This is a genomic window from Nonomuraea sp. AD125B (assembly GCF_041402765.1).
GTDB classification, from domain to species: domain Bacteria; phylum Actinomycetota; class Actinomycetes; order Streptosporangiales; family Streptosporangiaceae; genus Nonomuraea; species Nonomuraea bangladeshensis.
On record NZ_JBGLOU010000014.1, the window covers coordinates 102,294 to 120,315 of the forward strand.

At 69.6% G+C, this 18,022-nt stretch carries 18 protein-coding genes and 1 tRNA gene; 3 read left to right on the forward strand and 16 right to left on the reverse strand.

The window, feature by feature from the left end; genetic code table 11:
• Positions 1-16: 16 nt before the first annotated feature.
• The 5 genes from rpoB to ACBR40_RS32960 form a co-directional block, all read right to left on the reverse strand.
• A complete protein-coding gene (gene rpoB / locus ACBR40_RS32940; protein ID WP_371251249.1) occupies positions 17-3,484 on the reverse strand; it encodes a DNA-directed RNA polymerase subunit beta in 3,468 nt (1,155 codons plus the stop codon).
• A 467-nt stretch (positions 3,485-3,951) separates the two neighbouring features.
• Positions 3,952-4,443 (reverse strand): hypothetical protein, encoded by a 492-nt coding sequence (locus ACBR40_RS32945; protein ID WP_344217749.1) that lies wholly within the window; start codon positions 4,441-4,443, stop codon positions 3,952-3,954.
• 2 nt (positions 4,444-4,445) lie between these two features.
• The gene (locus tag ACBR40_RS32950) at positions 4,446-4,946 is read right to left on the reverse strand and encodes a hypothetical protein (protein ID WP_344217751.1); all 501 of its coding nucleotides are present in this window, start codon (positions 4,944-4,946) and stop codon (positions 4,446-4,448) included.
• A gap of 188 nt (positions 4,947-5,134) precedes the next feature.
• Entirely contained in the window at positions 5,135-6,136 is a 1,002-nt protein-coding gene (locus ACBR40_RS32955) for an ABC transporter ATP-binding protein (protein WP_329585583.1), read from the reverse strand.
• Between the two features lie 65 nt (positions 6,137-6,201).
• On the reverse strand, positions 6,202-6,768 hold the full coding sequence (locus ACBR40_RS32960) for a TetR family transcriptional regulator (RefSeq protein ID WP_344217754.1): 567 nt from the start codon (positions 6,766-6,768) through the stop codon (positions 6,202-6,204).
• Positions 6,769-6,853: 85 nt separating this feature from the next.
• On the opposite strand from ACBR40_RS32960, the gene ACBR40_RS32965 reads away from it, so the two are divergent.
• Positions 6,854-7,255, forward strand: a complete 402-nt coding sequence (locus ACBR40_RS32965; RefSeq protein ID WP_371251250.1) for a nuclear transport factor 2 family protein — start codon at positions 6,854-6,856, stop codon at positions 7,253-7,255.
• Here ACBR40_RS32965 and ACBR40_RS32970 read toward each other — a convergent pair.
• Positions 7,242-9,191, reverse strand: coding sequence for an ArnT family glycosyltransferase (locus tag ACBR40_RS32970; protein WP_371251251.1), 1,950 nt, complete (start codon positions 9,189-9,191; stop codon positions 7,242-7,244). The two genes, ACBR40_RS32965 and ACBR40_RS32970, sit on opposite strands and share 14 nt — an antisense overlap.
• Positions 9,192-9,201: 10 nt before the next feature.
• On the reverse strand, positions 9,202-10,386 hold the full coding sequence (locus ACBR40_RS32975) for a hypothetical protein (RefSeq protein WP_371251252.1): 1,185 nt from the start codon (positions 10,384-10,386) through the stop codon (positions 9,202-9,204).
• A 52-nt stretch (positions 10,387-10,438) separates the two neighbouring features.
• Between ACBR40_RS32975 and ACBR40_RS32980 the strand changes: the two genes are divergently transcribed.
• A complete protein-coding gene (locus tag ACBR40_RS32980) occupies positions 10,439-11,104 on the forward strand; it encodes a TetR/AcrR family transcriptional regulator (protein WP_371251253.1) in 666 nt (221 codons plus the stop codon).
• A 110-nt stretch (positions 11,105-11,214) separates the two neighbouring features.
• On the opposite strand, the gene rplL is transcribed toward ACBR40_RS32980, so the two are convergent.
• The 8 genes from rplL to ACBR40_RS33020 form a co-directional block, all read right to left on the reverse strand.
• Positions 11,215-11,607 carry a 50S ribosomal protein L7/L12 gene (rplL, locus tag ACBR40_RS32985; RefSeq protein WP_020544883.1) on the reverse strand — a complete coding sequence of 131 codons (393 nt, stop codon included), beginning with the start codon at positions 11,605-11,607 and terminating at the stop codon, positions 11,215-11,217.
• Positions 11,608-11,679: 72 nt separating this feature from the next.
• Entirely contained in the window at positions 11,680-12,204 is a 525-nt protein-coding gene (gene rplJ / locus ACBR40_RS32990; protein ID WP_329585600.1) for a 50S ribosomal protein L10, read from the reverse strand.
• A 251-nt stretch (positions 12,205-12,455) separates the two neighbouring features.
• Positions 12,456-13,277, reverse strand: a complete 822-nt coding sequence (locus tag ACBR40_RS32995; RefSeq protein ID WP_344217765.1) for an LppX_LprAFG lipoprotein — start codon at positions 13,275-13,277, stop codon at positions 12,456-12,458.
• 194 nt (positions 13,278-13,471) lie between these two features.
• Positions 13,472-14,191: a 50S ribosomal protein L1 gene (gene rplA / locus ACBR40_RS33000; protein WP_091080601.1), complete on the reverse strand. Its 720-nt coding sequence runs from the start codon at positions 14,189-14,191 to the stop codon at positions 13,472-13,474.
• A gap of 69 nt (positions 14,192-14,260) precedes the next feature.
• Positions 14,261-14,692 carry a 50S ribosomal protein L11 gene (gene rplK / locus ACBR40_RS33005; RefSeq protein WP_020544879.1) on the reverse strand — a complete coding sequence of 144 codons (432 nt, stop codon included), beginning with the start codon at positions 14,690-14,692 and terminating at the stop codon, positions 14,261-14,263.
• A gap of 121 nt (positions 14,693-14,813) precedes the next feature.
• Positions 14,814-15,578, reverse strand: coding sequence for a transcription termination/antitermination protein NusG (gene nusG, locus ACBR40_RS33010; protein ID WP_344217769.1), 765 nt, complete (start codon positions 15,576-15,578; stop codon positions 14,814-14,816).
• A 63-nt stretch (positions 15,579-15,641) separates the two neighbouring features.
• Positions 15,642-15,887, reverse strand: a complete 246-nt coding sequence (secE, locus tag ACBR40_RS33015; protein WP_344217771.1) for a preprotein translocase subunit SecE — start codon at positions 15,885-15,887, stop codon at positions 15,642-15,644.
• 77 nt (positions 15,888-15,964) lie between these two features.
• Positions 15,965-16,037: transfer RNA gene (locus ACBR40_RS33020), tRNA-Trp, on the reverse strand.
• A 157-nt stretch (positions 16,038-16,194) separates the two neighbouring features.
• Here ACBR40_RS33020 and ACBR40_RS33025 point away from each other — a divergent pair.
• Entirely contained in the window at positions 16,195-17,403 is a 1,209-nt protein-coding gene (locus ACBR40_RS33025; protein WP_371251254.1) for a pyridoxal phosphate-dependent aminotransferase, read from the forward strand.
• On the opposite strand, the gene ACBR40_RS33030 is transcribed toward ACBR40_RS33025, so the two are convergent.
• On the reverse strand, positions 17,404-17,973 hold the full coding sequence (locus ACBR40_RS33030; RefSeq protein WP_344217775.1) for a hypothetical protein: 570 nt from the start codon (positions 17,971-17,973) through the stop codon (positions 17,404-17,406). It lies immediately after the preceding gene.
• Between the last annotated feature and the right edge of the window lie 49 nt (positions 17,974-18,022).

The window sequence follows — 18,022 nt, forward strand, 5'->3', positions numbered from 1 at the left end:
ATGTGCGATCTCCCCCTCAGACTTCTTCCACGCTGCTCGGCTCACGCCGGGACAGATCGATGCCGAGCTCCTCCGCGGCGCGGAAGACGTCCTCGTCGGTGTCGCGCATCTCGATGGACATGCCGTCGCTGGAGAGCACCTCGACGTTGAGGCACAGCGACTGCATCTCCTTGATGAGGACCTTGAAGGACTCCGGGATGCCGGGCTCGGGGATGTTCTCGCCCTTGACGATGGCCTCGTAGACCTTCACGCGGCCGAGGACGTCGTCGGACTTGATGGTCAGGAGCTCCTGCAGGGCGTAGGCGGCGCCGTACGCCTCCAGCGCCCACACCTCCATCTCACCGAAGCGCTGGCCACCGAACTGGGCCTTACCGCCGAGCGGCTGCTGGGTGATCATGGAGTACGGGCCGGTCGACCGAGCGTGAATCTTGTCGTCGACCAGGTGGAGCAGCTTGAGGATGTAGATGTAGCCGACCGAGATCGGGTACGGGAACGGCTCACCGGAGCGGCCGTCGAACAGCTGGGCCTTGCCGGAGGGCTGGACCATCCGCTGGCCGTCGCGGTTGGGCACGGTGTTCTGGAGCAGACCGACGATCTCCTCCTCGTGCGCGCCGTCGAAGACCGGGGTGGCGACGTTGGTGCGCGGCTCGACCTGGCCGAAGCCCTTGTCGCGCAGCCGCTCGGCCCACGCCTCCTGGACACCCGAGATGTCCCAGCCACGGGCGGCGATCCACCCGAGGTGGGTCTCCAGCACCTGGCCGACGTTCATTCGGCCGGGCACGCCCAGCGGGTTGAGGATGATGTCGACCGGGGTGCCGTCCTCCAGGAACGGCATGTCCTCGACCGGCAGGATCTTGGAGATGACGCCCTTGTTGCCGTGCCGGCCGGCCAGCTTGTCGCCGTCGGTGATCTTGCGCTTCTGCGCGACGTAGACGCGGACCAGCTCGTTGACGCCCGGAGGAAGCTCGTCGCCCTCCTCGCGGGAGAACACCCGGACGCCGATGACCTTGCCGGACTCGCCGTGCGGCACCTTCAGCGAGGTGTCACGGACCTCGCGGGCCTTCTCGCCGAAGATCGCGCGAAGCAGCCGCTCCTCCGGGGTCAGCTCGGTCTCGCCCTTCGGGGTGACCTTGCCGACCAGGATGTCGCCGGGGACGACCTCGGCGCCGATGCGGATGATGCCGCGCTCGTCGAGGTCGGCCAGCACCTCCTCGGAGACGTTCGGGATGTCCCGCGTGATCTCCTCGGGGCCCAGCTTGGTGTCGCGGGCGTCGACCTCGTGCTCCTCGATGTGGATCGACGACAGCACGTCGTCCTGCACCAGGCGCTGGGACAGGATGATCGCGTCCTCGTAGTTGTGACCCTCCCACGGCATGAACGCCACCAGGAGGTTCTTGCCCAGCGCCATCTCGCCCTGGTCGGTGCAGGGGCCGTCGGCGATGACCTGGTTGACCTCCACCCGGTCGCCCTCGGCGACGATGGGCTTCTGGTTGAAGCTGGTGCCCTGGTTGGAACGCTTGAACTTGGCGACACGGTAGGTGGTGCGCGTGCCGTCGTCGTTCATGACGGTGACGTAGTCGGCGGAGACCTCCTCGACCACGCCGGCCTTCTCGGCGCTGATGACGTCGCCGGCGTCGGTCGCGGCACGGTATTCCATGCCGGTGCCGACCAGCGGCGCCTCGCTCTTGAGCAGCGGCACCGACTGGCGCTGCATGTTGGAGCCCATGAGCGCGCGGTTGGCGTCGTCGTGCTCGAGGAACGGGATCATCGCCGTCGCGACCGACACCATCTGGCGCGGCGACACGTCGATGTAGTCGACCTCCTCGGCACGGGCGAGCTCGGTCTCACCGCCCTTGGTGCGGACCAGGACGCGGGCCTCGGCGAACGAGCCGTCGGGGTTGAGCGCCGTGTTGGCCTGCGCCTTGACGTAGCGGTCCTCCTCGTCGGCGGTCAGGTAGTCGACCTGCTCGGTCACCTTGCCGTCGACGACCTTGCGGTAGGGCGTCTCGACGAAGCCGAAGGCGTTGATGCGGCCGTAGGAGGCCAGCGAGCCGATCAGGCCGATGTTGGGGCCTTCAGGGGTCTCGATCGGGCACATCCGGCCGTAGTGGGACGGGTGCACGTCACGGACCTCGAAGCCGGCCCGCTCACGGGACAGACCACCGGGGCCCAGCGCGGACAGACGCCGCTTGTGCGTCAGGCCGGCGAGCGGGTTGGTCTGGTCCATGAACTGCGACAGCTGGGAGGTGCCGAAGAACTCCTTGATCGACGCCACGACCGGCCGGATGTTGATCAGGGTCTGCGGCGTGATCGCCTCGACGTCCTGCGTCGTCATCCGCTCGCGCACGACCCGCTCCATGCGGGCCAGGCCGAGCCGGACCTGGTTCTGGATCAGCTCGCCGACGCTGCGCAGGCGGCGGTTGCCGAAGTGGTCGATGTCGTCGATCTCGACGATCACCTCACCGTTGGCGCCCGGCATCGACTCCTCGCCGGCGTGCAGCCGGACGATGTACTCGATCGTGGCGACGATGTCCTCTTCGGTCAGGGTGCCCTGCGTGATCTCCGCGTCGACCCCGAGCTTCTTGTTGATCTTGTAGCGGCCCACCTTCGCCAGGTCGTACCGCTTGGCGTTGAAGTACAGATTCTCCAGCAGCGTCTGCGCCGACTCCTTGGTCGGCGGCTCACCCGGCCGCAGCTTGCGGTAGATGTCCAGCAGCGCGTCGTCCTGACCCGCCGTGTGATCCTTCTCCAGCGTCGCCCGCATCGACTCGTACTGGCCGAACCGCTCCAGAATCTGGTCGTTCGTCCAGCCCAGCGCCTTCAGCAGCACCGTCACGGCCTGCTTGCGCTTGCGGTCGATACGCACACCGACGCTGTCACGCTTGTCGATCTCGAACTCCAGCCAGGCACCCCGCGACGGGATCACCTTGCACCCGTACAGGTCCTTGTCGGAGGTCTTGTCCACAGTGCGCTCGAAATACACACCGGGCGAGCGGACCAGCTGCGAGACCACGACACGCTCGGTGCCGTTGATGATGAACGTGCCCTTCGGCGTCATGAGCGGGAAATCACCCATGAACACCGTCTGGCTCTTGATCTCACCAGTGGTGTTATTGATGAACTCCGCCGTGACGAACATCGGGGCGGAGTAGGTCATGTCCTTGTCTTTGCACTCGTCTACGGAGTACTTCGGCGGCTCGAACCGGTGATCCCGGAACGACAAGGACATGGTCCCCGAGAAGTCCTCGATCGGACTGATCTCTTCGAAGATCTCTTCGAGGCCCGACTGGGTCGGGACGTCCCTGCGCCCGGCCTGACGAGCCGCCTCTACCCGGGCCTTCCACTTGTCGTTGCCGAGCAGCCAGTCGAAAGACTCGGTCTGCAGGGCCAGAAGGTCAGGAACTTCGAGCGGCTCCTGGATACGCGCGAAAGACACGCGACGGGGACCAGCGGGTACGGCGGAGGCGTTGCGCGAGGCTGCCAACAGATGTCCTTCCGAGGGCTCGCGGCGGACTGACTACACGCACGCCAGACAACCTCGCAACGTGAGCAAGCATCACGGGTCGTCAAAGGGCAGCGCAAAGGGGCAGTGTAGCCGATCGGCACACGCCTGTCCACTTCGCTCTCGCTGCATGCTCCACGTTGGTCGCAGCATCGCCCGTTCGGGCGGATACGTCAAGCCCGCGAGCCCGACTAATAGCCGGTTCGGGGCCCGGACGCTGGGTTTTCTTCCCTGCGTGACAGATCGCCTACCGCCATGGCCCAAGACGATACCCGCGAACGGGGGCGGTTAACGCTCCGTCACACCGGGGGTCGAACCCATGCCGATCACCGGTGTAGCTGTGACTGGGTTACCCGTCTCTTGGACGGCGCTAAACCAGCTTTTTGGTAACAATTGAACCCGGCGGCGCGCCCGGGGGCTCCAGGCGCAGGTCATCGGCCCTGCGGGCCTCACGCGCTCCCCAGGAGCGTGGAGAGATCGGCGGCCAGCCAGCGCTCCCCCTGGCGGACCATGACGAGCCTGGCGCGGTTCTGGGCCACCTGCTGCTGCGGCCCGGCCTGACCGGGCACCTGTCTGACCGTACCCATGTTCACGAACAGCAGAACCTCCACGCGGTCGGGACTTGCGCTCTCGACCGCGGCCCCCGCGACGGCGGCGGTCCGTACGATCTTCTCCGCCTTGGCCCGCGTGACCAGGCTGGTGGCCAGCTCCTTGTAGTGCCGGGTGAGCTCACCGGTGGTGTGCCCGCCGGCCCGCGCGAGGTCCTGCTCGATCGTGCGGTAGTCGTAGGAGAGCAACTGGGGGGCGACCTGCCGAGCGGCGGCCATCGCGGAGTCGCCGGCCGCGTCGGCCTCCCGCAGGTCGCGCAGGTTGAACCACATGGTCGGCACCAGCACGGCGCCCACCGCCACCAGGACGCCCAGCAGCACGATCGCGAACATCCTCACAGCACCTGCACCGCCTTCGACACCCGCCAGACGCCGCCGACCTTCTCCAGCTCCATCGACCAGCGGTAGTAGCGCTCCTGGGCCGGGCTGTCCGAGCCGTCCCAGTGGATCTCCACGTCGGCGACGGCCAGCGCCTTGGCCTTGCCGCCGGTCAGCGAGACCAGGCCCGTGGCGCGCAGCACGCCGGTCTGGACGACCTTGCTCTCGACGGTGGTGGTCTTCAGCTTGGCGGCGGTGGCGACGTACTCGGCTCTGGCCGGGCCCGTGGAGGTGTCGAGGATGCGCTGCAGATCGGCGTCCACGGTGCGGTAGTCGAGCGAGACGAGGTTCCTCGCGTGGGCGCCGGCGGCCAGCAGCACGGCCTCGCGGTCGCCCGCCCTACCCTGCACCTCGCGGGCCTCGGCGGCGATCCAGGCGCCCATGCCCACGAGCACCGCCAGCATCCCGCCGAGCACCGTGATCACGATGCGCGCGGAACGGACGCCCAGCCATGTCATGACCACTCACCCCTCCCAGATCGCCGGATCATAACGCGGCGCTCGTCCCCGGAGTCCCGGAAACGACCGAGGCGGTGTGGTAACGGGGGCGAAGGCGGATGCGTCCCTAAAATGCCCCCAGACGGCCCTGAGACGGCCGCTCCGGGCAGAACTCCGGCCGGTCGGGCACTCCCCCCGGGCCGGCCCGACTACTGGACGCCGTGCAGGTGGGCGTTGACCAGGCGGGGGTACTCCTCCAGCCAGTTGCGCCCGCGCTCGTCCACGAACGACCCCTGCGGCGGGATCACGCCGTTGGCCGCCAGCCACGTGCCGGGCGGCTGCTGGGTGCGGCGGACGCGGTTGCCCGTCGGCATGAGCTGCGGCGGGATCGGCGGCAGCACGCCGGGGTCGTGCCCGAGCTGGGCCTCGGCCTCCAGCTCGGACAGGTCCTTCTCCTCCGACATGCCGATCGGGCCATGCCTGCGGGCGTTGAGGAACTGCCGTACCACCGGCTCGTCGCTGGACAGCAGCATCTCGCGCGGGCCGAACATGACCAGCTCGCGCCGGAAGAGCATCCCGATGCTGTCCGGCACGGTACGGGCGGTGTTGATGTCGTGCGTCACGATCAGGAACGTGGCCTCGACCTCGGCGTTGAGGTCCACGATGAGCTGGTTGAGCAGCGCGGTGCGCACCGGGTCGAGCCCGGAGTCCGGCTCGTCGAACAGGATGATCTCGGGCTCCAGCACGAGCGCCCTGGCCAGCCCGGCCCGCTTGCGCATGCCGCCCGAGATCTCGCCCGGCAGTTTGTCCTCCGCGCCCCGCAGGCCGACCAGCTCGATCTTCTCCATGACGACGTCGCGGATCTGGGACTCGCTCTTCTTCGTGTGCTCGCGCAGCGGGAAGGCGATGTTGTCGTAGAGGTTGAGCGAGCCGAACAGCGCGCCGTCCTGAAAGAGCACGCCGAACAGCCTGCGCAGCTCGTAGAGCTTGCTCTCGCGGCAGTTGGCGAGGTCGTGGCCGTCGATCCAGATGTGGCCGCGGTCGGGACGGAGCAGGCCGACCAGCGTCTTGAGAAAGACGGACTTGCCGGTGCCGGACGGGCCGAGCAGCACGGAGATCTGCCCGGCCGGGAGGGTGAAGGAGACGTCCTCCCAGATGACCTGGCGCCCGAACGACTTGGTGAGCCCTTCCACGACGACCTCGACGCCCACCGGCCACCTCCCAGTCGCGAACGATGGCCTCACCGTAACGGGGACGCGGGCCGCTTGGGAAGCGGCTATGAGACCTCGGGTCCAGTAAGGGCCAGCAGGCCGGGCCGCAGCAGCCGGGCGATCTCCTCCGGCGGGACGCCCCGCAGCTCCTCCAGCTCCAGGAGCTGGTGGCCGATGGTGACGCCCAGCATGACCACGGCCATCAGCGCGGCCCGCAGCCGGGCGTCGTCGCCGGGGATCGCGGTCGCCAGCCGGTCGATCTGCCGGGCCAGCGCCTCGCGGGCGGCGGCGCCGGCCTCGGGATGGGTGAGCATCGAGCGCAGCATGGCCAGCGATCCCGGGGACAGCTCGCCGATCTTGGTGTCGAGGGTGCCGAGGAGGTGGTCGACCAGCTCGTCGGCGTCCAGGCCCTCCTCCGGGGGCGGGACCGCCTCGGCGGCGTGCCTGAACAGCTCCTGCTTGCTGCCGAAGTACTGCATGACCAGGGCGGGGTCCACTCCGGCGGCGCGGGCGACGGCCCGGATCGTGGTGCGTTCGTACCCCACCTCGGCGAACAGCGTCCGGGCCGCGTCGAGGATGTGCCGCTCGGTCCTGCGCCGCCGCTCGGCCCGGGGCGGCAGTCGTTCGCTCACGACGCCGACTCTACCCGCGTTGACCGGCCGAGCCTTTTCGCTCTACGCTCGTTGAGTCAACAAACGTTGAGCGAAAGGGACGGCCATGTCCATCGAGGAGATCGTCGCCGGCTACCAGGCCGCGATGCTGCACAAGTCGCCCGACGAGCTGGCCGGGCTCTACTCCCCCGAGGGGCTGCACGAGTTCCCGTTCGGGGGGCTCGCGCCGCTCGCCGGGCGGGAGGCCGTGAGGGACGCGTACCGGGTCATGTGGGGCGGCTCGCCGTTCGAGGCCGAGGAGGTGCGGCTGGTGGCGCTGCACCGCGCTCAGGACCCCGAGGTGGTGGTCGTGGAGCAGGTGACGCGCGTCAGGGCCGGGGAGCGCGCCGTGGAGGTCCCCAGCCTGGTGATCCTCCGGGTACGGGACGGCGCGATCGTCCACGCCAGGGACTACATGGACACCAGTGCCATCGCCCGGGTGCGTTCCGAAACTGTCACTTCCGGGTGAGGTCGAAGACGGGGACGCCGCCGACGGTGGTGGCGGTGAAGTTCTCCTGGACCCAGGCGGCGATCCTGGCCGCGTCGTCGCTGCCGCCCGCCCCCTTACGTCCTGCGCCGAAGCCGCCCATTCCCGTGCCGAGGAAGTAGTGGATCTTCCCCGCCGCGACGTGACGCTGGAACTCCTCCAGCGTCGGCGCGGGATCGGTGCCGTTGAAGCCGCCCACCGCCATCACCGGGAGGCCGGTGGCGAGCTGGTAGCCGGCCGCGTTGTTGGAGCCGACGGTGGCCGCCGCCCACGTGTAGCCGCCGGCCTTCAGCAGCGCGGTCAGCTCGGCGCTCGGAGCGCCGACGTCGAGCAGCCCGCCCCCGCCGCCGCGCCCCCTCCCACCGGGGCCCACGCCGCCGGGGCCCACGCCGCCGGGGCCCACGCCGCCGCGTCCGACACCGCCGCTGCCCGCTCCGGCGCCGTCCCCGTCCCAGGCCCCGTCCCCGTCCCCGTCCCCGTCCCCGTCCCCGTCCTGACGGAACGCCCGCCCGCCTCCGGGCCGGAACCCGCCTCCACCAGCCCGGCCGAAGTCGCCGCCCGTGCTGGGCCCGGCCGTCGGGATCGCCCCGGTGTGGGGCGTGGCCGCCGTGTCCACCGCGTACGCGGCCGGCCCCGCCAGGCACGCCACCACCGCGACGGCCGCCACGGCCGTCACCCGCCGGGTCAGCAACATCGCCAGCGCGGCCACAAGCCCCGCCACGACCACCGCGATCCCGAGCCAGGGGTTCCAGCCGGCGCTGCGCGACAGCAGCACATACGCCCACACGACCGTCCCCATGACCACGACCGCCAGCGATCGACGCGCCCCACGCTCCCACAGCGCCGCCACGCCCATGCCCACCAGCACCGCGATGGCCGGAGCCAGCGCCACCGTGTAGTACGCGTGGAAGATCCCCCGCATGAGGCTGAAGACCAGCCCCGTGACCACCAGCCAGCTCCCCCACACCCAGAACGCGGCCCGCACCGCGTCCGTCCGCGCCGCCCGCCTGGTCCGCCAGGTGACCGCGACGAGCAGCGCCAGCGCCGCCGGCAGCAGCCAGGCGATCTGCCCGCCCGCCTCGGTGTCGAACAGCCGCAGCCACCCGGCCTGCTGGTCGAGGTTGCCGAGCCCGCCGTAGTCGTCGCCGTTGATCCGCCCGATGCCGTTGTAGCCGAGCGCCAGCTCCAGCACGCTGTCGCCCTGCGAGCCGCCGATGTAGGGCCGCTCGCCGGCGGGCACCAGCGCCACCGCCAGCAGCCACCACCCGGCGGCGGCCACCAGCGCCGCCCCGGCCGCCAGGAGCTGCCAGAGCCGCCGCCGCACCGGCACCGGCGCGGTCACCAGGTACACCAGCGCGAACCCCGGCAGCACGAGGAACGCCTGCAGCATCTTGGCGAGGAACGCGAACCCGATCGCCGCCCCCGCCAGCACCAGCCACCGGGTCGCGCCGCGTTCCTGGGCGCGCACCACGCAGTAGCCGGCCGCGGTCAGCAGCAGCACGAGCAGCGCGTCGGGGTTGTTGAAGCGGAACATCAGCACCGCCACCGGCGTCAGCGCCATGACGGCTCCGGCCAGCAGCCCGGCCCACGGCGTGAACAGCCGGCGCGCCGAGGCGTGCACCAGGGCCACCGTCGCGACCCCCATCAGCGCCTGCGGCACCAGCATGGCCCACGTGTTCAGCCCGAACAGCCGCACGCTCAGCCCCATCGGCCAGAGCGCGGCCGGGGTCTTGTCCACGGTGATCGCGTTCGCGGCGTCGGAGGCCCCGAAGAAGAACGCCTTCCAGCTCTGGCTGCCCGCCTGTACGGCGGCCGCGTAGTACGCGTTCGCCCACCCCGAGGCGCAGAGCCCCCAGACGTAGAGCACGCCCGTGCCCGCGAGCAGGGCGGCGAGCGCCCAGCGAGACTTGTCTTTCACGTCCCGCACGCTAGGCAGGCGGGGTGGAGCGGCCCTGAGACGGGGATGAGAAGTTCCTGAGCCCGACGTCGCCGGGGAGAAGTTGCTCGGTGAGGAGGCGGCGGACCCGGTCGGGACCGGTGACCCAGGGCCGCAGCAGCTCCCATCCATGGAAATATCCGAAGATGTACGGGCTGGCCGCCGACGGCTGGAGTCCCGCCAGCGCCGCCGCCACCTCCCGGTCGTCGTACAGCGCCCACCGGGCCAGGTACGCGCCCACCTCCGCCTCCCCGCGCCCCTCGGCGGCCATGAGCGCGGCGTTGCCCCAGACGCCCCACAACACGTTCCTGGCCTGGTGAACGGCCGCGAAGTCGCTCCCGTCCGGACGGATGCCGCAGGTGGGGAGGATGTGGGCGGTCAGCCACTCCTGGGCCTCGTCACCGGGGAAGACGATCTCCTCGGCCAGCAGCCCCAGCCCCTCGCTGAGCAGGAACGACGGGGACACCATGAACCTCACGCGCTGGTCCGCGCGCGCCTCCTTGAGCATGGACTCCGCGATATGTCCGGGATGGCCCTCGTGCGCGACGACGTACAGCAGATCGGCCAGGTTGAAGGGGATCGAGACGTTGATGTGGATCGCCGACCTCAGCCCGCCCTGATAGTCACCGGCCGCGTGGAAGTGCGTGTCCCGGACGAGCAGGCAGTCGACGACCTCGCCGGGAGGGAGCGGGATGATCTCGTTCGTCCGCCGGCGGCACTCCGCCACCGCCTCGGCGACCAGGCCGGGCAGGCGTTCGACGGCGTGCAGGGTGTGCGCGGCCTGCCAGTCGTGCAGCCGCTCGGACAACGGCCCCGGCCGCTTCGGCAGCGCCCGGTCGAGCCGGTCGTGCGCCTGCTCGAACAGCGACTCGGGCAGCCACCGCGGCTCCAGGCCCAGGACCTGGCGGGCGTACTCGGTGAGGGGCAGCCGCTCGCCGGCCAGATAGCGGGCGACCGCCCGCATCGCGGTCACGTGGGCGGCCAGGTAGGGGGACGGCGGGCGCTCCAGCAGCCGGTCGGCGTCGTCCGCCAGGCGGCCGGGGACGGCGGGGGCCTCGGACTCGGCCTGGTCACGCCACTCTCGCGGGCCTCGGTAGATCAGTGCGCCGCCGCCCATCAGGCGGTTCAGGCGCAGGGCGAGCAGGGCGTACGCGTGCGTCCAGCGCGGTTCGGTCATGGCGCGTAAGCTAGCCGTACGGTTTTCCGTACAGCGCACGGCCGGAGGACGGATGCCCGAGTCGATCTGGCTGCGCGGCGACGACGAACGCCCGCGCAAGCCGCGCCTGTCCCGCGCGCGCATCGTCGAGGCGGCCGTCGCGCTGCTCGACGCGGAGGGCGTGCCCGGGTTCTCGATGCGCGCCCTGGCCGCGCGCCTGCAGGCGGGCACAATGTCCCTGTACGAGTACGTCACGAGCAAGGAGGACGTGCTCGACCTGGCACTCGACGAGGTGATCGGCGAGGTCGAGCTGCGCGAGCACCCATCCTGGCGCGACCTGCTGACCGCCCAGCTCACCCAGAGCAGGCAGGTCATGCGGCGGCACCCGTGGGCTCCCGCGCTCACCGCCACCCGCCCGCTGCTCGGCCCCAACGCCCTGGCCCGCTCCGAACGCTGCTACGCCGCCCTCGCCGGCGCCGGCCTGTCCGGCCCTGAGCTGGTCGCCGCCGTCGGGACCCTGTCGTCCTACGTCAACGGGTTCGTCGCGGCCGAGAACATCTGGCGGACCGTCGTCCGCACCCCTCCGGCCGAGACCGACCTGCGCGAGCGGACCGCGCGGCATCTGGAACGGCACCGCCCGCAGCTCGCCGAGCTCGCGCAGGTGCGCATCGACGACTTCGACGCCCAGTTCGAGCTCGGGCTCACGCTCATCCTCGACGGCATCCAGAGCCGGCTCTGACACCGCCGTCGTGGTCGCGGAAGCCCCCGGGCATACGAAAAGGGGCGGCGGACATCCGGCACCAGGATGTCCTCCGCCCCTTCAGCGTCGAGCCAGGAGCTCCAGCCGTCTTACTTGACGGTGACGGTCGCGCCGGCGCCCTCGAGGGCAGCCTTGGCCTTCTCCGCCTGCTCCTTGTTGACCTTGCCGTCGAAGACCGGCTTCGGAGCACCGTCAACCAGGTCCTTGGCCTCCTTGAGGCCCAGGGACGTCAGGGCGCGGATCTCCTTGATGACCTGGATCTTCTTGTCGCCGGCGGCCTCGAGGATGACGTCGAACTCGTCCTGCTCCTCGGCGGCCGGGGCCTCGGCACCGCCACCGGCGGCGGGGGCGGCGGCGACCGCGACGGGGGCGGCGGCCTTGACGTCGAAGATGTCCTCGAACTGCTTCACGAACTCGGAGAGCTCAAGGAGGGTCATCTCCTTGAAAGCGTCGATGAGCTCGTCGTTGCTGAGCTTCGCCATGATGCGTTTCCTTACGTTTAGGACTTGCTGAAAACTAGGAACGGGACCGCGGTGGGTGCGGCAACCCCCGTGTTACTCGCCTGCTTCTTCGCGCTTCGCGCGAAGGGCTTCGGCCAGCTGAGCCATCTGCGTGGGCAGCGCGGCGAACATCGCGGCAGCGGCGCTCTGCTTCGCCTTGAGCGCACCGGCAAGCTTCGCGAGGAGGACCTCGCGGGACTCGAGGTCGGCGAGCTTGGTGATCTCGGTGGCGTCGAGCGTCTTGCCCTCGAGCACGCCGCCCTTGATCACCAGAAGGGGATTGGCCTTGGCGAAGTCACGCAGACCCTTGGCCGCCTCCACGACGTCGCCCTTGACGAAGGCGACAGCGGTGGGGCCGACCAGCAGGTCGTCCAGACCCGTCACGCCGGCCTCGTTGGCCGCGATCTTGGTCAGGGTGTTCTTCGCCACGGCGAACTTCGCATTCTCACCGAGGGACTTGCGCAGGTCCTTGAGCTGCGCGACGGTGAGACCGCGGTACTCGGTCAGAACGGCGGCGGCGCTACCTTCGAACTCGTTCTTGAGCTCGGCAACAGCCGTCGCCTTATCCGCCCTCGCCATGGGCCTCCTTCCAGATGTGCCGCCGGCGAAGGTCTTCAGAAATGAGAACAGCCCCGGGCGCAGGGCGCACACGGGGCTCACGCACATGGATGACCATGCGGGAAACTCGCATCACACCTGCGCGGGTCGTCCACAAGACGTGGAACCTTCGGCCGCCAGGATGTGAGCACCTGACGACGACCGGCGGTCTTCGGCAACGACCAGAGTACGCGCTGGCCGCCGAGTTTCCAAATCGTTCTCGGTGGTGGTTCCTAGTTGGTCGTGGTCTTCGGCATCTCGCCGACCTGGTCGGCGGCCGGGGCCTGGATGGTCACGGGCTTGTTGTAGTCCTTGAAGAACAGCGTGGCGTCCAGCTTGCCGCCGTCCTTCTGGCCGTTCAGGGCGAGCTTGCGGGGCAGGCCGTCGGCGGCCACCCAGACGTCGAACGCGACGTCCTTGAGCTCGGCCAGGTTCGAGCGGGCCTGCTCCTGCCGGTCGGCCGGCAGCAGCAGCACGGCCGCCTCGACCGGGAAGGTGCCGCTGTAGTGGGTGGTGTCCTCGCCGTTGACGCTCTCGGTGCCGACCTGCTTCACGTCCTTGGAGGCCGTGACGAGCTTGGTGACGTTGGCCAGGTCGAACTGCTGGATCTGGGCGAGGTACTGGTCGACCTGCGTACGGTCGCCGACCTCGTTCAGCGAGACCTTGATCCACGGCTTGGTGGCGCCCAGCATCTTGTTCAGCGCCTCGACCTTGACGTAGACGGTGTCGCCCTGCAGCACGGCGCGAACGCCGCCAGGCAGGCTCTGACCGCCCATGTCCACGGTGTCCAGCGTGAGGTCCACGGCGAGCTCGGGCTTGCTCTGGTAGAGCATGCGGCCCTGCACCCGGCCGTTGCCCTCCTGGGCGGCGGAGGCGTTGACGACGGCGTCGACGGTGTAGCTGGTGACCTCGGAGGTCTTCTGCGCGGCCTGCGCCAGGACCTCAGAGGCCGCCAAGTTGACCTGGATGGGTTGGGCGTTCGTGCCACAACCGGCAACCGCGGCCACGACGAGCGCGGCTCCGGCCGCGGCGAGACTTATCGTGCGCTTCAGCATGTCTTGACCCTACGTTTGCGATCCGGGACTGTAGCGGCTTCCCCGCACAATTCGGGGAAAACCCAGGGTTCTCCCCCACACACTCTGCACAGCTCCTCCACAACCCCCAACCCCTCCGGCGCAAAGAACGCCTGACCCAAGCAGAAGAGCCCCGCCCGTACGAGACGGGCGGGGCTCTACCTGAGCAGACGCGATTACTCGCCCAGCTCGGCGGTGATGCCGCGGGTGACGTTGGGGTCGACCGGAACGCCCGGGCCCATCGTCGTGGAGAAGGTGACCTTCTTCAGGTAGCGGCCCTTGGCGGCCGACGGCTTGAGACGCAGCACCTCGTCCAGCGCGGCAGCGTAGTTCTCCAGGAGCTGACGCTCGCCGAAGGACGTCTTGCCGATGATGAAGTGCAGGTTGGCCTGCCGGTCGGTGCGGAACTCGATCTTGCCGCCCTTGATGTCCGTGACGGCCTTGGCGACGTCGGGCGTCACCGTGCCGGTCTTCGGGTTGGGCATGAGGCCACGCGGGCCGAGAACGCGGCCCAGGCGGCCGACCTTGCCCATCATGTCGGGCGTGGCCACCACGGCGTCGAACTCGTTGAGCCGGTTGCCCTTGGAGATCTCGTCGATCAGCTCGTCGGCGCCGACGATGTCGGCGCCCGCCTCGCGGGCAGCCTCGGCACGGTCACCGGTCGCGAAGACCAGGACCCGGGCGGTCTTGCCGGTGCCGTGCGGAAGGTTGACCGTGCCGCGCACGATCTGGTCTGCCTTGCGAGGGTCGACGCCCAGCCGCAGCGCGACCTCGACGGTGGCGTCGAACTTGGTGGTCGACGTCTCCTTGGCGAGCTTGGCGGCCTCGACCGGGGTGTAGAGCTTGTCGCGGTCGACCTTGGCCGCCGCGTCCTTGTGCGCTTTGCTGCGCTTCATTGCGTACTCCTAGTGGTACTCGGGCCGTCGCCGTCGCGGCGGCCCTCCCACGACGTCTGGGAAGGGGTGTTACTCGGCGATCGTGATGCCCATCGACCGGGCGGTGCCGGCGATGATCTTCTCGGCCGCCTCGATGTCGTTGGCGTTGAGGTCGGGCATCTTGGTCTCGGCGATGCTGCGCAGCTGCTCGCGGCTCAGCTTGCCGACCTTGTCGCGGTGCGGGACCGCGCTGCCCTTGTCGAGGCCGAGGGCCTTCTTGATCAGCTCGGGGGCCGGCGGCGTCTTCGTGACGAAGGTGAAGCTGCGGTCCTCGAAAATGGTGATCTCAACGGGGATGATGTTGCCCCGCTGGGCCTCCGTCGCAGCGTTGTACTGCTTGACGAAGTCCATGATGTTGACGCCGTGGGGACCGAGGGCGGTACCCACCGGCGGCGCCGGGGTGGCCTGGCCAGCGGGGAGCTGGACCTTCACCAACGCGGCGATTTTCTTCTTCGGAGGCATGTGTCCTTCTCCGGGTCCTGGATTGTGATGCGATGCCGGGCGGCGGATGCGGCCCTGACATGTCGGAGGCCGCCCGACAGCGCAGGCGGCCAGTCCGAACGTCTAAGTGTAGGTGATCGACCTAGATCTTCGAGACCTGGTTGAACGACAGCTCCACCGGGGTCTCCCGGCCGAAGATCGAGACGAGCACCTTGAGCTTCTGCGACTCGGGGCTGATCTCGCTCACCGAGGCCGGCAGGGTGGCGAACGGGCCGTCCATGACCGTGACGGACTCGCCGATCTCGAACTCGACCGTGGGGCCGGTGGCGGTCTTGGTGGCCGCCTTCTTGGTCTCCTCGGTCGGCTCGGGGGCGAGCAGCTTGGCGACCTCGTCGAGGCTGAGCGGGCTCGGCTTGTTGGACAGGCCGACGAAGCCGGTGACGCCCGGGGTGTTGCGCACCGCGGCCCAGGACTCGTCGGTCAGCTCCATGCGCACCAGGACGTAGCCGGGCAGCACGCGCTCCTTGACCGGCACCTTCTTGCCGCTCTTGAACTCCTGGACGGTGTGCGTCGGCACCTCGACCTGGTAGATGTAGTCCTCCATGTTGAGCGAGACGTTGCGGCTCTCGATGTTGGACTTCACGCGGTTCTCGTAGCCGGCGTAGGAGTGGATGACGTACCACTCGCCGGGCAGGCCGCGCAGCGACTGCTTGAACTCCTCGACGGGATCGACGTCGGGAAGGGCCGAAGCGTCCTCGGCGGCGGAAGCATCGGCCTCGGTCGGCTCGTCGCTCTCCGCTACCTCGGCCTCCTCGGACTCCGCCTCGGCGGTCTCCTCAGTGGCCTCTTCCAGCTCGTCGTCCCACTCGTCGCGAGACTCGTCCGCCGGAAATGAAGACTCGGACACGGTGACTCTTCCTCTTTCGTCGAATCGAAGGGCGACTCCGTCAGTCGACCGGCGGCGTCAGGATCAGGCCCCGCCGAAGACCTTCAGCACTGCCCATCCCAGGGCGCTGTCGAGCCCGTAGACGATGGCAACCATGATCAGAACGAATACCAGAACGACCGTGGTGTAAGTGATGAGATCCTTGCGTGTCGGCCAGATGACCTTACGAAGCTCGTTGACGACCTGCCGATAGAAGAGGGCAGGTGAAGTGCGCGTCTTCTTCTCGCCACTGGGCTTGTCTGCGGTCTCGCCGCGCGTGTCGATCGCCACAGTCCTCACCTGAATTCGTCGTATCCAACGCAGTTCTGCGGCGCGCTTACACGCCTATCTTGCGCGGACCGCACTCGCAGGGCACGAGGGACTCGAACCCCCAACCGCCGGTTTTGGAGACCGGTGCGCTACCAATTGCGCCAGTGCCCTATGTCATCAACCAGGTTACCCTGATTGAATCACTGCCTGGACCGAACCGCTCGCCGACATGCGGCGGAAGGACCGAGCTGAAGCATACGGGGGATTGCCCGGCACGTCGAACCAAAACCTGATCCCCCAGGTCAGCGTGTCGTGCGACGATGGAACCATGCCGAGCCGACGCCGCATCTCCGCAAGAATCTCCGCGATTTCCGAGTCCGCCACCCTGGCCGTGGACGCCAAGGCGAAGGCCATGAAGGCCGCCGGGCGCCCGGTCATCGGGTTCGGCGCGGGCGAGCCCGACTTCCCGACGCCCGGCTACATCGTCGAGGCGGCGGTCGAGGCGGCGCGCGACCCGCGTTTCCACAAGTACACCCCGGCCGGCGGGCTGCCCGAGCTCAAGCAGGCCATCGCGGCCAAGACGCGGCGCGACTCCGGCTACTCGGCCGAGCCCTCGCAGGTGCTCGTCACCAACGGCGGCAAGCAGGCCGTCTACGAGGCGTTCGCCACCCTGCTCGACCCGGGCGACGAGGTGCTCGTCGTGGCGCCCTACTGGACGACCTACCCCGAGGCGATCAAGCTGGCCGGGGGCACGCAGGTCGACGTGGTCACCGACGAGTCCACCGGCTACCTCGCGAGCGTCGAGCAGCTGGAGGCGGCGCGCACGGAGCGGACGAAGGCGCTGCTGTTCGTCTCGCCGTCCAACCCGACGGGCGCGGTCCACACCCGCGAGCAGACGGTCGAGATCGGCCGGTGGGCCGCCGAGCACGGCCTGTGGGTGATCACCGACGAGATCTACGAGCACCTGGTGTACGGCGGCGCCGAGTTCACCAGCATCGCCACGGCCGTCCCCGAGCTGGGCGACCGGGTCGTGGTACTCAACGGGGTGGCCAAGACGTACGCGATGACCGGCTGGCGGGTGGGCTGGCTGATCGGCCCGGCCGACGTCGTCAAGGCGGCCACCAACCTGCAGTCGCACGCCACCTCCAACGTCTCCAACGTCTCGCAGATGGCGGCGCTGGCGGCGGTCTCCGGCGACCTGTCGGCGGTGGCCGAGATGCGCACGGCCTTCGACCGGCGGCGGCAGACGATGGTGCGGATGCTCAACGACATCCCGGGCGTGCTGTGCCCGGAGCCCAAGGGGGCGTTCTACGCCTACCCGTCGGTCAAGGCGCTGGTCGGCAAGGAGTTGCGAGGGCGGCGGCCCGGGACGTCCGCCGAGCTGGCGGAGCTGATCCTGGAGGAGGCCGAGGTCGCGGTGGTGCCCGGGGAGGCGTTCGGGACGCCTGGATACTTCCGGCTGTCGTACGCGCTGGGCGACGACGACCTGGTCGAGGGCGTCAGCCGCCTGGGCAAGCTGCTGGCCGAGGCCCGCTGACTAGCCGATCCCGGCGGCGATCGGCTGGATCCGGTCGCTGAGCCCCGGCGTCGCGCCGACGTAGACGGCCACGCCGGGGCGGTCCAGCCACATGAGGTTGCGCACGCCCGTGCGCGTGGTCCAGTGCAGCGCGGGCCGACCCTCCCACGCCGTGAGCCGCGCCCGCGCCACCAGCGTGACGAACTGCTCGGCGGTACGCGGGCCGCACACCACGCCGACGTACAGCCGCTCGTCGTTCCGGCTCCAGATCAGGCCGTGCACGGCGAGGGGGCGGGTGAGGGCGGGGAGGCGGGAGAAGGCGCCCGCGCGTTCGAGCGGGGCGGGCACGGCGGGCAGCTGGACCTCGGAGGCGGCGTCGCACGACAGCGTCAGCGCCTGGCTGCCGGCCTGCTCGGCGGACGGGGTCTCCTCGGGCAGGGGCTCTTCGGACAGGGTTTCTTGGGACAGAGGCTCGGCGGACGTACGGGGCACCGGGGCCTCGCCGCCGCCCGAGCCGCCGTCGCCCGCGCAGCCGGAAAGCGCGCAGCCGAAGAGCGCGAGCGCGAGGAGCACCGCCGCCGGACGCCGCATGGACCCCCCATGACGTGTGTGGACACCCCGGGAAGGGGACGGGAAGGGG

Coding starts and splice junctions, on each gene's coding strand:
- rplJ (WP_329585600.1), bottom strand. CDS start 12,204: ATGGCGAGGGCGGATAAGGCGACGGCTGTTGCCGAGCTCAAGAACGAG.
- ACBR40_RS32980 (WP_371251253.1), top strand. CDS start 10,439: ATGCCCGAGTCGATCTGGCTGCGCGGCGACGACGAACGCCCGCGCAAG.
- ACBR40_RS32965 (WP_371251250.1), top strand. CDS start 6,854: ATGTCCATCGAGGAGATCGTCGCCGGCTACCAGGCCGCGATGCTGCAC.
- ACBR40_RS32995 (WP_344217765.1), bottom strand. CDS start 13,277: ATGCTGAAGCGCACGATAAGTCTCGCCGCGGCCGGAGCCGCGCTCGTC.
- ACBR40_RS32975 (WP_371251252.1), bottom strand. CDS start 10,386: ATGACCGAACCGCGCTGGACGCACGCGTACGCCCTGCTCGCCCTGCGC.
- rplK (WP_020544879.1), bottom strand. CDS start 14,692: ATGCCTCCGAAGAAGAAAATCGCCGCGTTGGTGAAGGTCCAGCTCCCC.
- rplA (WP_091080601.1), bottom strand. CDS start 14,191: ATGAAGCGCAGCAAAGCGCACAAGGACGCGGCGGCCAAGGTCGACCGC.
- ACBR40_RS33025 (WP_371251254.1), top strand. CDS start 16,195: ATGCCGAGCCGACGCCGCATCTCCGCAAGAATCTCCGCGATTTCCGAG.
- ACBR40_RS32950 (WP_344217751.1), bottom strand. CDS start 4,946: ATGACATGGCTGGGCGTCCGTTCCGCGCGCATCGTGATCACGGTGCTC.
- ACBR40_RS33030 (WP_344217775.1), bottom strand. CDS start 17,973: ATGCGGCGTCCGGCGGCGGTGCTCCTCGCGCTCGCGCTCTTCGGCTGC.
- rplL (WP_020544883.1), bottom strand. CDS start 11,607: ATGGCGAAGCTCAGCAACGACGAGCTCATCGACGCTTTCAAGGAGATG.
- ACBR40_RS32945 (WP_344217749.1), bottom strand. CDS start 4,443: ATGTTCGCGATCGTGCTGCTGGGCGTCCTGGTGGCGGTGGGCGCCGTG.